Raw genomic sequence first — 13410 nt, forward strand, 5'->3', positions numbered from 1 at the left:
ACGTTGATTGCAGTGTGCCAGTACGCCTGCCTAGCATGCCCGTTTGCTCGATTCGGCACGGAGTGCAGGCATGAAGATCGTTCACAAGGCTGGCCTGGCGGCCGCCACATTGCTGTTCATTACCACCGGATTGCTGTCGGTCGCGCAGGTCAGCCAGGTGCGCGACGCCCTGCACAAGCAAGTGTCTGCCGGCATCGCCGAGTCCAGCGGTGCCCTGGCCCGGCAGATAGAGAACTGGCTGAACGCCAAGCTCAAGCTCATGGGCCTGGTGGCGCAGGTCATCGACAGCCGTTACAGCCCTGAAAACACCCAGCGCATCATCGACAGCCCGATGCTCAAGGACGAGTTCATCCTGATATTCGGCGCCTTGCAACGCGACGGCAAACCCCTCACCAACACGCCCAGCTGGCGCCCCGATGCGAGCTGGGACGGGCGCACACGGCCCTGGTATGCCGTCGCCAAGGGCGCCGACAAGGCGGTGCTCACCGAGCCCTACATCGACTCGGCCACTGGCGAAACGCTGATTTCGGCGGTCACGCGCCTCTACGATGGCGCTACCTTCGCCGGCGTGCTGGGCGGCGATATCCGCCTCAAGAGCGTGGCCGATGCCATCAATACCCTGGACTTCAACGGCGCCGGCCATGCCTTTCTGCTCAGCCGCAACGGCACGATCATTTCCCACCCCGACAGCCAGTACAACGGCAAGCCCTACAGCAGCCTGTTCGATGGCCAGCACCCGGCGCTGGACAGCCAGCTGCAGACGGTTAGAACCGGCGATCACGATTCACTGGTGTCCTTCACTCCGCTGACCTACCTGGAGGGCATGGACTGGCTGATCGGCGTGGTGCTCGACCAGCGCATCGTGATGGCCGAGGCCGACAGCCTGACCTGGCGTGCAGTGCTGGCCACGCTGCTCGGCGTGCTGGTGAGCCTCGTGGTGCTGGGCCTGCTGCTCGGGCGCCTGCTCAAGCCGCTGGAGCTGCTGCACCGCTCGTTCCATGAGGTCAACCAGGGCGACGGCGACTTGACGCGGCGCCTGCCCGACGGCGGCAATGACGAGGTGGCGCTGGTGTCGCGCGAGTTCAACGGCTTTCTGGGCAACCTGCAGAACCTGATCCATCAGGTGATGAGCACCTCCAACCAGGTGCGCGAGAGCACCCACCTGACGTCGGCCGAAGCCACCCGGACCGATGAACGCCTGCAGCGCCAGTTGCAGGAGCTGGACCAACTGGCCACGGCCATGCAGGAGATGGCCTCCACCGCCGAAGACGTCGCGCGCAACGCCCAGGCAGCGGCGCAGGCCGCAGTGATTGCCGACGAGGAAGCACACGGCGGCGAGGACGTGGTGCGACGCTCGACGGCGGCGATCCGGCAACTGGCCAGCGAAATGGACGACACCGGCCATGCAATCAATGACCTGTCGCGCCTCAGCGACAACATCGAGTCGATCCTGGCGGTGATTACCAGCATTGCCGAGCAGACCAACCTGCTGGCGCTCAATGCCGCCATCGAGGCTGCGCGTGCCGGCGAGACGGGGCGAGGTTTCGCGGTGGTGGCCGACGAGGTGCGCACGCTGGCCTCGCGCACCCAGCAGTCGACCCAGGAGATCCGCCAGATGATCGACCAGCTGCAGGCCGGGGTGCGCCACGCCGAGTCGCGCATGCAGCACAACCGCGACAGCGCCGGCAAGACCGCCGAGGAGGCGGGCGCGGCCAACGACAGGCTCGTGCGCATTCGCCAGGCGATCACCCGCATCAACGACATGAACACCCAGATCGCCACCGCGGCCGAGCAGCAGAGCGCCACCAGCGAAGAGATCAACCGCAACACCACGACCATTCGCGACATCAGTCATGAAGTGGCCGCAGGCACCCAGGTGCAGGTGCGCCAGTGTGCGGTGATGGTGGAGCAGGTGGGGCAACAGCACCACCTGCTGGGGCGTTTCAACCTGTGAGGCGGGGGCTCAGGCCTTGAGCGAGGCCATGTCGATCACGAAGCGGTACTTCACGTCGCCGGCGATCATGCGGCTGTAGGCCTCGTTGATGTGCTGGATGTCGAGCATCTCGATGTCGCAGCAAATGCCGTGCTCGGCGCAGAAGTCCAGCACCTCCTGGGTTTCGGCGATGCCGCCGATCAGCGAGCCGGCCAGTACGCGGCGCTTGAGCACCAGGTTGGCGGCGTGCAGGGGCGGCTCCACCGGTTCGATCAGGCCCACCAGGATGTGCACGCCGTCGAACTTCAGGGTTTCCAGGTAGGGGTTGAGGTCGTGCTGCACCGGGATGGTGTCGAGCAGAAAGTCGAAGTGCCCGGCCACGGCGGCCATCTGCGCGGCATCGGTGGACACCACCACATGGTCGGCGCCCTGGCGGCGGGCTTCCTCGGCCTTGCTGGCCGAACGGGTGAACAGGGTGACTTCGGCGCCCATGGCCTTGGCCAGCTTGATGCCCATGTGACCCAGGCCGCCCATGCCGAGGATGCCGACCTTGTGCCCGGCCTTGACCCCGTGGTGCTTGAGCGGCGAATAGGTGGTGATGCCGGCGCAGAGGATCGGCGCGGCGCTGGCCAGGTCCATGCCGGCCGGAATGCGCACCACGAAATGCTGGTCGACCACGATACTGCTGGAATAGCCGCCCATGGTGTTGCTGCCGTCGACCCGGTCGGGGGTGGCATAGGTCATGGTCGGGCCTTCGAGGCAGTACTGCTCCAGGTTGGCGGCGCAGGCCTGGCAGTGGCGGCAGGAGTCGACCATGCAGCCCACACCCACCAGGTCACCCACCTGATAGCGGTTGACGCTGGCGCCCACGGCAGTGACCTTGCCCACGATTTCGTGGCCGGGCATCAGCGGGTACACGGCGATGCCCCATTCGTTGCGGGCCTGGTGGATATCGGAGTGGCACACGCCGCAGTAGAGAATCTCGATGGCCACGTCGTCGGGGCGTGGGCTGCGGCGCTGGAAGGTCATGGGGGCGAGGGGTGTGGTGGCCGACTGGGCGGCGTAGCCGATGGCGGTGTACATGGGGGAACCTCGCAAAAGCAATGACAGTAGAGGCGGCGCATTGTCCGCGCGGGCACCGGGCGTGCCCACCGGCATTCCTCTGCGTGTCATGCCTGATTCTCCGGACCTGCGGGGGTGTCGCCCGGGCGGGCCTCTTCGCCGGCAAGGCCGGCGCCTACTGGCGAAGAGGCGAGTCGAATCCGGTCAGTGCGCGGCCTGCTCCAACAGCCGGTAGATCCGCTCATCCTGCGCGTGCGCCACATTGAAGCGCAGCCACGGCACCACCCGCGCATCGGGCATGAACAGTTGCCCGGGCGCGAGCAGAATCTTGTGTTCGCGCGCGTCCATGGCCAGTGCCGTGGCGTCTTCGACCTGGGGGTGACGGGCCCACAGGAACAACCCCGCATGGGGCTTGACGAAGATCTCCATGCCCACCGCCTCGAGCTTGCGCGCCACCTGTTCATGGGCCAGGGCCAGGTTGGCCTGCAACTGCTTGACGTGTTTGCGGTGGCGCCCCTGCAGCAGCACCTCCAGTGCCAGTTCCTCGGCAATTGCCGAGGTGGTCAGGCCGCTGGCCATCTTCAGTGGCACCAGTTCGTCGATCAGGTCGCGGTGCGCGGCAACGAACCCCACCCGCAGCGACGGCGCGATGCTCTTGGAGAAGCTGGCCACGTAGATCACCCGCGCCAGCTGGTCCATGCCTGCCAGCGCCTGCTGGTCGGACGGGTCGAGGTCGGCGTAGATGTCGTTTTCCACGATCAGGAAGTCGTACTTTTCCGCCAGTTGCAGCAGACGGTGGGCCACCGCCAGTGTCAGGCTGGTGCCGGTGGGGCATTGCAGGCGCGTGTTGGTGAAGAACACCTTGGGCCGGTGTTCGCGGATCTGCGCCTCGAGCACGTCCAGGTCGATGCCGTCGCGGGTGCGTGGCACCCCCAGCAGGCGGGCCCCCTGCAGGCGCAGGTTGAGGAACAGGTTGTGGTAGCCCGGTTCGTCCACCAGCACGCTGTCGCCGCGGTGCACCAGGTAGCGCACCAGCAGGTCCAGCGCATGGCTGGCGCCGCTGGTCAGCAGAATCTGCTCGGGGTGGGCGTTGACCCGGGTATCGAGCAGTTTCTCCACCAGCCGGGCGCGCAGGTTGGCGCACCCCTTGGCATGGCCGTAGCCGGTGAACTCGCTCGGGTCGCGACGGCTCAGGGCGCGCAGGCTGCGTTGCACCCCGTCATCGTCGCTCCAGGGCTCGGGCAGCAGGCCGATGCCCGGGCGCAGGTCCATGCCCAGTGGCTGGAACACCTTCTGCAGCAGCAGGTAGGCGTCGAAGTCGAAGGCATCGTCGCTGGCACTGGGCATCGGCGGCGGGGCGGGGGTGTCGGGGGCGCTGCGTACATAGAAGCCGGCATTGCGCACCGCCGTCAGGTAACCCAGGGCCACCAGCCGGTCATAAGCCTCGACGGCGGTGAAATGGCTGACCTTGTGGGTTTGCGCGAACTTGCGGATGGAGGGCAGCTTGGTGCCCGGGCGCAAGCGCTGTTCGTTGATCGCGAGGGTGATGCCCGCAACGATCTGGTTGACCAGCGACTGCGACGAGCTGGCATCCAACAACATCATAGAAAACATCCGTCAGGCGAGGGTGTGGCGGTGGGTGTACTGGTGAAAACACCATAACAGGGCCGGCACAACCAGCGCGTTCTGTGCATGGTGGGCCGCCGGGGGCTGCTGCAACATCCCTGCATGCCGGCGGGCCAAGTGCCCGAAACATACCATGAACAAGGAGGCGCGATGCACCCCAACACCCCGCGGATCGACGCGCAGCAGGTTTCGCCCGAAGAGTGGCAGACCCGTTGCGACCTGGCAGCGCTGTACCGGCTGCTGGCCCACTTTCGCATGACCGATCTGATCGACACGCACATCTCGGCCCGTGTCCCCGGCGAGCCGGGGCATTTCCTGATCAACCGCTACGGCGTGCTGTTTCACGAAATGCGCGCCTCGGACCTGATCAAGATCGACCACCACGGCAACACCATCGACCCTGGCTATGACGCCGGCAGCGTCAACCGTGCCGGCTTCAACATCCATTCGGCGATCCACGCCGCACGTCCGGACCTGGCCTGTGTGGTACACACCCATACCGCTGCCGGCATGGCCGTGTCGGCCCAGGAGCAGGGGCTGTTGCCGATCACCCAGCATGCGCTGAAGTTCTATCGCCGCCTGGGTTACCACGACTACGAGGGCATTGCGCTGAACCCGGCCGAAGGCGAGCGCCTGGTCAGGGACCTGGGCCCGCACATGGCGATGATCCTGCGCAACCATGGCCTGCTGGCCGCCGGGCGCTGCATTGCCGAAGCCTTCAACCAGATCTACTTCCTGGAGCGCGCCTGCCAGGCGCAGGTACAGGCACTGGCGGGCAACCCGCCGCTGCGCCTGCCGGACGAAGCGGTCTGCGAACTGACCGCGCAGCAGTCCGACGCCGAATTCGATCAGCAACTCCACCTGTTGGCCTGGACCGCCGCCTTGCGCCTGATCAGTGGTGATCAGGTGGATTACCGAAGCTGAAGTGCGACCACCCGAAAGGACGCCCAGCGTGTATCAACTCTGCCAAAACCAATAAATTACAGAGGTAGACATGAAAAAAACCACCATTGCCGCCGTGTTGCTCAGTGCTTTTGCCGCCAACGCCCTTGCTGCCGAAATCACCGTGATTTCGTTTGGCGGTGCCAGCAAGGATGTACAGACCGAGGCCTTCTACGCCCCCTTTGCCGCCGCCAGCCACAGCAAGGTGGTAGCGGGTGAATACAACGGCGAAATGGGCCGGATCAAGGTCATGGTCGACACCAACAGCGTGAACTGGGACGTGGTGCAGGTCGAGAGCGCCGAACTGATCCGTGGCTGCGAGGAGGGCCTGTTCGAACACCTGGACCTCAACCGTATCGGCAAGGAAGCGGATTTCGTGCCCGGCACCCTGTCGGACTGCGGCGGCGGCCTGCTGGTATGGTCGATGGCGCTGGCCTACAACGGCGACAAGCTCAAGCAGGCGCCTACCGGCTGGAGCGATTTCTGGGACACCAAGAAGTTTCCGGGCAAGCGCAGCCTGCGCAAGGGCGCCAAGTACACCCTGGAAGCGGCACTGATGGCCGATGGCGTGCCGTATGCCGACGTGTACAAGGTGTTGTCGACGCCGGAAGGGGTGGAGCGTGCATTCCGCAAGCTGGACCAGATCAAGCCCGACATCCAGTGGTGGGAGGCCGGTGCGCAGCCGATGCAGTTCCTGGCCAGCGGCGACGTGGTGATGAGCACCGCGTTCAACGGCCGGGTGTTCGCCGCACAGGCGGCCGGCGCCAATGTGCACACGGTATGGAATGGCAGCATCTACGCCATCGACTCGTGGGCGATCCCCAAGGGCAGCAAGAACAAGGCCCTGGCCGAGGACTTCATCGCGTTTTCGCTGCGCCCGGAAAACCAGAAGATCCACACCACCAAGCTGGGCTATGGGTCGACCAACCTGCATACCGCCGGGCTGCTTGACCCTGCACTGGCGGCGCAGTTGAACACCGCGCCGGACAACCTGGCACAGGCCATCCCGATGGACAGCGAGTTCTGGGTCAACAACGGCGAAGACCTCGAGCAGCGCTTCAATGCCTGGGTTGCCAAGACCAAGTGAGTGAACCCCTTCGCCAGCAAGGCTGGCTCCTGCACCAATCGTTGTAGGAGCCAGCCTTGCTGGCGAAAGGGCCACAACCGTCAATGCCTCTCGCTGTCAGTTCAGCGACTTCAGCACCGCCTCCAGCGTCTGCACGAACAGATCGGCATGCTCGCGCTGGAAGATCAACTGCGGCCTGATCTTGAGGATGTTGGCCGCCGGCCCCGCCGAACTGATCAGCACGCCACGTTCACGCATGCCGTTCACCACCCGTGCCGTTGCCTCGGTGGCCGGCGCCTTGCTGGCACGATCGGTCACCAGCTCGACCCCCACGAACAGCCCGGCCCCGCGCACGTCGCCAATCAGCGGGTAGCGCTCGGCAAGCCCTTGCAGACCCGCCTTGAAATATTCGCCCACCGCCGCGCAGTTGGCCATCAGGCCTTCGCCCTGGATCACGTCGAGCACCGCGTTGGCTGCTGCACATGACACCGGGTTGCCGCCGAAGGTGTTGAAGTAGCGGGCGGTGCGACCGAACGCATCGAGCACCTCGCCGCGGAACACCGCCCCGGCAATCGGCTGGCCGTTGCCCATGGGTTTGCCCATGGTGACGATGTCGGGCTGCACGCGATGGCGCTGGTAGCCCCACATGTGCGAGCCGGTACGGCCAAAGCCCGATTGCACCTCGTCGGCGATGTACAGCAGGCCCTCTTCGCGGGCCACGGCCACCGCCTGTTGCAGGAAGCCGGCCGGGTCGGACAGCACGCCATCGCTGGCGAAGATGCCGTCGAGCAGCAGTGCTGCCGGCTTGATCCCGCAGCGGCGCAGGTCGGCGATGGCGGCGCGCACGTCGTCGGCGAAGATCTGTGCCACGTTCTCGGCGCCCAGGCGGTAGGCGTCGGGAGCCCGCACGGTACGCACGAAGTCACCCACCGGCACGCCCGCACCCAGCGAAGGCGAGGCGGCGGCGATCTGGTCGGTCACGCCGTGGTAGGCCAGCTGTGTCACGATCAGGCCGGTACCGCCGGTGTACTGACGGGCGATGCGCAGGGCCAGGTCGTTGGCCTCGCTGCCGGTGCAGGTGAACATCACCTGGTCCAGCTCGGGCGGGAAGGTGGCCAGCAGTTTCTCGGCATAGTCGAGGATGCCTTCATGCAGGTAGCGGGTGTGGGTGTTGAGCACCTTGGCCTGCTCGTACAGCGCCTCGACCACCTTGGGGTGGCAGTGGCCGATGGAGGCCACGTTGTTGTAGGCATCCAGGTAACGCTTGCCGTCGGCGTCGTACAGCCACACGCCTTCACCCTTGACCAGGTGCAGCGGGTGTTCGTAGAACAGGCGGTAGGCCGGGCCCAGCACGCGCGCACGGCGCTCGATCAGGGCACGTTCGGTTTCGCTAAGGCGTGCGGCATCTTCGGCGGTGAAGCCATTGATCATGGTCATTTACAGCGTCTCCTCGGAGCAGATACGACGAATCTGTTGCTGCGCGACCTCGCGCGGCACGTCAGCCAGGGCCTTCAGGCCACGCCAGGCAGACGGCGCGTTGCGCAGGATGTAGGTGCGGTTTTCCGGGTACAGCGCAGCGCGCCAGTTGGTGATGGTCACGGTCAGCACCAGGCGGGTGGCGATCAGGTCCACCAGCAGTTCCTGTTCCAGCGGCTCCAGCGGCGCGATGCGGTGGTAGGCGCGGATGAACGGTGCAGCGTGTTCCAGCGGGTCGCCCTGGCTGCCCAGTTGATAGGCGGCGCCCACGGCCAGGTCGTTGACCAGCGGGGCATGCACCATGTCGCCGAAATCGAGGATGTTGCGCACCGGGTGCGGCTGGCTGGCATCGACGATCACGTTGTGCGGGTTCAGGTCGTTGTGGATCACCTGGGCGCGCAGGCCCTTGAGGTGCGGTTGTGCGTGGCGCTCGAAGTTGTCCAGAAAGTGCTGGGCCAGCTGGCGCTCTTCACGGTCCTGGATCAGGCCGATCTTGTCGCTCAGCCGCGAGGCGTGCTTGAGGTCCCACAGCAGCTCGTGCCCGGCGCCGGGGTGGAAGAAGCCGCGCAGGGCCAGCCCCAGGCGGGCCAGGTGCTCGCCCAGGCTGCTGCGCAGAGCCACGTCGGGGTGTTCGACGCGGTGCAGGCAGATCCCGTCGACGAACGAGAACAGCCGCACCAGCAGCGGCTGGCCATCGAACATCAGCGGGATCTGGTAGCTGCCGCTGGTGTTGGGGTAGATGCGCTGCACCGCCAGGGTCGGGTCGCAGTGCTGGATGTGCAGCAGCGCCTGGTTCTGGAAGTCGGCCACCTGCGGGTCTTCGGCCGCGTTGGAGACCTTGAGCAGGTACTGGGCGCCGTCGGCGCAGGTGATCTGGAAGTTGAGGTCACGCTCGCCGGTGAGCAGGCGGCATGCGCCGTGCAGGCCGAAGTACTGCGCTGCCACGGCCTGCGCCTGTTCGGCCGAAACCTTGGGCGGAGCTGCGACCAGCAATGCGTCGAAGGCAGGGGGTGTGTGAAGGGTCACTGAACATCACTCTGTCGATTGCCGGGAAAGCTGGGGTGTCAGGCCAGCACTGGTTCGAACATAGGCCTGTTTGGCTATATCGGTTATATCCAGAGTTGATCAGTTGTTAAGGCCACTTGTATGCTCGCGGTTCCGATCCCGCCCCTGCAGTGAGGCACCCGATGGCATCGCTTCTCCACGACCTGCTGGTCGGCACGCTGGACCGCGACGGCGGCGTGACCCTGCAGCGCCAGTTGTACCAGGCGATCCAGGCGGCGATCCTGCAGCGGCGCCTGCCGGTCAACCACAAGTTGCCCTCCACCCGGGCGCTGGCCGAGCAGTTGCTGGTCTCGCGCCTGACCGTGTCGCTGGCCTACGACCGTCTGCTCGATGAAGGCTACCTGTACGCCCGGCCCGGCAGCGGCACCTTCGTGGCCGACACCTTGCCCCAGGTGAAAACCGGCGTGCCGGCCCCCGATACGCCCGACCAGGCGCCGCTGTCGGCCCGGGGCAAGGCGATCAACGCGCGCTTCGGCGCAGTGGCGCGGGCCGAGGGCGCCTTCGTGGGCGGCGTATCGGACGCCGACCTGTTTCCGTTTCATATCTGGAAGCGCCTGCACAACCGCTACCTGAGCAAGCGCCAGGCGCACCTGGCCGGCTACGTGGATCAGGGCGGCTACCGCCCGCTGTGCGAGGCGCTCAGTGCCTACCTGTATGCGGCCCGCGCAGTCCGTTGCAGCCCGGCGCAGGTGATCGTGACCCAGGGCACCCACCAGTCGCTGGACCTGGTGGCCAAGCTGCTGGGCGACCCGGGGGACACCGTGTGGGTCGAGAGCCCCTGCCATTGGGGTGCGCCGGTGGTGTTTTCGGCGGCGGGCCTTCACTGCGCGCCGCTGGCGATCGATGCGCAGGGCGCCTGCCTGCCCTCGGCAGTGCCGGCTGCTGCGCCGCGGCTGGCGTTCGTCACGCCGTCGCACCAGTACCCCACCGGCAACATCATGTCGCTGCAGCGCCGGCGTGACTGGCTGGCGTATGCCCAGGCCAACAACCTGTGGGTGGTGGAGGATGACTACGACAGCGAGTTCCGGTACGACATCGAGCCGATGCCGTCGCTGCAGGGGCTCGGTGGCGAAGACCGGGTGATCTACCTGGGCACCTTCAGCAAGGTGATGTTCCCGGGGCTGCGCCTGAGTTACCTGGTGGTGCCCGAGGGGCTGGCCGAGGCCTTCGGCAAGGGCCTGATCCAGCTGTACCGGCCAGGGTACCTGTCGATTCAGGCGGCGATGGCCGACTTCATCCAGGAAGGGCATTTTGCCCGGCACATCCGCAAGATGCGCGCCGAGTACGCCCAGCGCCGCAGTTGCCTGCAGCAGTGCCTGGACGAGGCCTTCGGGGCGCTGATCGGGTACTCGGCGGGGCAGGCGGGGTTGCACCTGGCGGTACGCATCGGTGCACCGGGCACGGCGCGCAAGATGCTGGCGCAGGCCCCGGCACATGGGCTGGTGCTGCGCGGCGGCTACAGCGTGGAGCCCGACGCCGATGACGACAACCTTCTGGTGCTGGGGTACGGCGGGGTCAAGGTGGGCGAGATCGAGGCGGCGGTGCAGCGGCTGCGGCGGCTGTACGATCAGGTGGCGGCAGGGCCGGCTCCCGCACCTGTCGTGTAGGAGCCGGCCTTGCCGGCGAAACGGCCTGCGCGCTCGCTGATCTACCGGCCTCCCTTCTGGCGCTTGTCAGCCGGCTGCGGATGCCCGAACAGATACCCCTGAAAATGCGAGCAACCCTCGGCCTGCAACTGCTTGAACTGCGCCTCGGTCTCCACCCCCTCGGCGGTGGTGTTGATCAGCAGGCTGCTGCTCATGCCGGTAATGGCGCGGATGATCGACATCGCCTCGCGGCTTTCGCCCATGTCGTGCACGAACGACTTGTCGATCTTGATCCGGTCGAACGGGAACGAACGCAGGTAGCCCAGCGAGGAGTAGCCGGTACCGAAGTCGTCCAGGGCAATACGCACGCCCATGTCCTTGAGCGCCTGCAGGGTACGCAGGTTGCCGTCGCTGTTCTCCAGCAGCACCGATTCGGTGATCTCCAGTTCCAGGCGCGACGGGTCGAGCCTGGCGTCGGTCAGCGCAAGCTGCACCACTTCCACCAGGTCGCTGTTCTTGAACTGTACCGGCGACAGGTTGACCGCCACCGATTGCTCGGTGGCCCAGCTGGCGGCCTCCTGGCAGGCCAGGTTCAGCGCCCGCGTACCCACCTCGTGGATCAGCCCGGTCTCTTCGGCAATCGGGATGAAGTCCATCGGCATGACCTGCCCCTTGACCGGGTGCTGCCAGCGCATCAGCGCCTCGTAGCCGGTGATCTGCCCGTCGTTGCCGATGATCGGCTGGTAGTGCATGTGCAGCTGGCCCAGGTGCAGCGCGGTGCGCAGGTCGGTTTCCATGATGCGACGGCGCCGCGCGGCTTCGTCGAGCTCGGGGTGGAACAGCTCGTAGCGGTTGCGCCCGTTGCGCTTGGCCTCGTACAGCGCCATGTCGGCGTAGCGCAGCAACTGGTCGGCCTTATGGTGGTCGACCGGCGCGATGGCGATACCCACGCTCAGGCCCACCGAGAAACTGTGGCCGTCGATCAGGAACGCCGGCGCCACTGCCTCGATCAGGCGCGTGGCGGTGCGCTGGGCATCCTCGAGGCGCGCCAGGTGCGGCAGCACCACGGCGAACTCGTCACCGCCCAGGCGCGCCAGGGTGTCCTGGTCGCGCAGCACGCTGCGCAGGCGCTGGCCCAAAGCACGCAGCAGGCGGTCGCCGAAGGCATGCCCCAGGGCATCGTTGATGTTCTTGAAATTGTCCAGGTCCAGACACAGCGCCGCAGTCATGTGCTGGCGCGCCTGCCCGTCGGCCAGCGCCTCTTCCAGGCAGTTGTGGAACAGCGTGCGGTTGGGCAGGCCGGTGAGTTCGTCGTGGTGCGCCATGTGGTGAATCTGCGCGTGCGCGGCGATCTCGTCGGTGACGTCGTCGGCGATCTGAAGCACATAGTGGCCCGCACCCACCTGCGGGTTGCGGCTGAGCAGGGTGCGTGAGCGCAGGGTGCGTCGGCCCAGCGGGGTGTCGAGGTGGTCTTCGGTCAGGTGCAGGCCGTTGTGGTTCAGGCAATGCTCGGTGAGGTGTTCGAGGTAGCCAGCCATCACCGGCACCAGGCTCTGCTGCGGGGTACTGCCGACCAGGGCGCACTGCTGGCTGGAGAACAGCTTCTCGGCCTGCGGGTTGGCCAGCAGGATCTGGCGTGACGCCACGTCCAGCACCATCACGCTGGACGGGATGTTGCTGATCACCGAGTCGAGAAACTGCGACAGCGCGGCCATTTTCTCGCTCTGCGCCTCGGCCAGCTCCTTGGCTGCCAGCAGGTCGAGTTCGTACTGGCGGCGCTCGGTGATGTCGCGGGTGATCTTGGCAAACCCCAGCAGCTGGCCATCGTCGTCGTGGATGGCTTCGATCACCACGTTGGTCCAGAAGTGCGAGCCGTCCTTGCGCTGGCGCAGGCCCTGGGCCTCGAAGCGGCCGGTCTGGCGTGCGGCGTCCAGGCACTGGGCGGGCAGGCCGGCGGCGCGGTCCGCCGGGGTGTAGAACACCGAGAAATGCTGGCCGACGATCTCGTCGTGGGTGTAGCCCTTGGCCCGCTCGGCGCCGGCGTTCCAGTTGATCACATGGCCCAGCGGGTCGAGCATGTAGATGGCGTAGTCGTTCACGCCTTGTACCAGCAGGCGGAAGTGGCGCTCCTGTTCACGTTGTTCGAGCAGGGCGCGGCGCTGTTCGGTGCAGTCGCGGGTAACCTTGGCAAAGCCGACCAGGTGGCCGTCGTCGTCATGCACCGCGTCGATCACCACGTGCGCCCAGAACGCACTGCCGTCCTTGCGCAGGCGCCAGCCCTCGGCCTCGAAGCGGCCCTGGTCGCGGGCGGTCTGCAGGTTTTTCTGCGGCAACTGCGTGGCGCGCTCCTCGGCGCTGTAGAACACCGAGAAATGCTCGCCGATGATCTCTTCGCCGGTATACCCCTTGGCCCGCTGCGCCCCGGCGTTCCAGTTGCTGACCACACCCTCCGGGGTCAGCATGTAGATCGCGTAATCGATCACGCTCTGTACCAGCAGGCGATACATTACATCGGAGTTTTCAATCATGTCGGCATCTCGGATCGCGTGGGGATGAAGCCAGCGGGGTGGGCAAGAGGAAACGAAAGGCGCGGGTGCGCAAAGCGGCACACTCAATATCAGGGCCGGATGCGAACGGCAATGGTTCTTTGGTAC

Annotated in this window: 9 protein-coding genes and 1 pseudogene; 5 read left to right on the top strand and 5 right to left on the bottom strand. The window is 66.2% G+C overall.

Features of this window, described 5'->3' with window-relative positions:
- Positions 1-70: 70 nt before the first annotated feature.
- Positions 71-1096, top strand: a pseudogene (locus tag FW760_RS00895) (HAMP domain-containing protein); the annotation flags it as partial.
- A gap of 30 nt (positions 1097-1126) precedes the next feature.
- Positions 1127-1954 (top strand): methyl-accepting chemotaxis protein, encoded by an 828-nt coding sequence (locus FW760_RS00900; RefSeq protein ID WP_370409199.1) that lies wholly within the window; start codon positions 1127-1129, stop codon positions 1952-1954.
- A gap of 9 nt (positions 1955-1963) precedes the next feature.
- On the opposite strand, the gene FW760_RS00905 is transcribed toward FW760_RS00900, so the two are convergent.
- A complete protein-coding gene (locus tag FW760_RS00905; protein WP_116053593.1) occupies positions 1964-3016 on the bottom strand; it encodes an NAD(P)-dependent alcohol dehydrogenase in 1053 nt (350 codons plus the stop codon).
- Between the two features lie 183 nt (positions 3017-3199).
- A complete protein-coding gene (locus FW760_RS00910) occupies positions 3200-4600 on the bottom strand; it encodes an aminotransferase-like domain-containing protein (RefSeq protein ID WP_043861693.1) in 1401 nt (466 codons plus the stop codon).
- A 171-nt stretch (positions 4601-4771) separates the two neighbouring features.
- Here FW760_RS00910 and FW760_RS00915 point away from each other — a divergent pair, with 171 nt between their 5' ends.
- Together FW760_RS00915 and FW760_RS00920 are read left to right on the top strand one after the other, a co-directional pair.
- Complete coding sequence (locus tag FW760_RS00915) at positions 4772-5545, top strand: class II aldolase/adducin family protein (RefSeq protein ID WP_043861694.1); 774 nt, start codon at positions 4772-4774, stop codon at positions 5543-5545.
- 70 nt (positions 5546-5615) lie between these two features.
- The gene (locus FW760_RS00920; protein ID WP_058540381.1) at positions 5616-6650 is read left to right on the top strand and encodes an ABC transporter substrate-binding protein; all 1035 of its coding nucleotides are present in this window, start codon (positions 5616-5618) and stop codon (positions 6648-6650) included.
- A 96-nt stretch (positions 6651-6746) separates the two neighbouring features.
- Here FW760_RS00920 and FW760_RS00925 read toward each other — a convergent pair whose 3' ends face one another.
- Positions 6747-8066: an aspartate aminotransferase family protein gene (locus tag FW760_RS00925; RefSeq protein WP_116053596.1), complete on the bottom strand. Its 1320-nt coding sequence runs from the start codon at positions 8064-8066 to the stop codon at positions 6747-6749.
- Positions 8067-9131, bottom strand: coding sequence for a phosphotransferase (locus FW760_RS00930; RefSeq protein WP_116053598.1), 1065 nt, complete (start codon positions 9129-9131; stop codon positions 8067-8069).
- A gap of 161 nt (positions 9132-9292) precedes the next feature.
- Here FW760_RS00930 and pdxR point away from each other — a divergent pair, with 161 nt between their 5' ends.
- Positions 9293-10777 (top strand): MocR-like pyridoxine biosynthesis transcription factor PdxR, encoded by a 1485-nt coding sequence (pdxR, locus tag FW760_RS00935; RefSeq protein WP_054914280.1) that lies wholly within the window; start codon positions 9293-9295, stop codon positions 10775-10777.
- Positions 10778-10818: 41 nt separating this feature from the next.
- On the opposite strand, the gene FW760_RS00940 is transcribed toward pdxR, so the two are convergent.
- A complete protein-coding gene (locus FW760_RS00940) occupies positions 10819-13284 on the bottom strand; it encodes a sensor domain-containing protein (RefSeq protein WP_058540378.1) in 2466 nt (821 codons plus the stop codon).
- Positions 13285-13410: the final 126 nt, after the last annotated feature.

It is taken from the genome of Pseudomonas sp. 1176_21 (assembly GCF_052850635.1).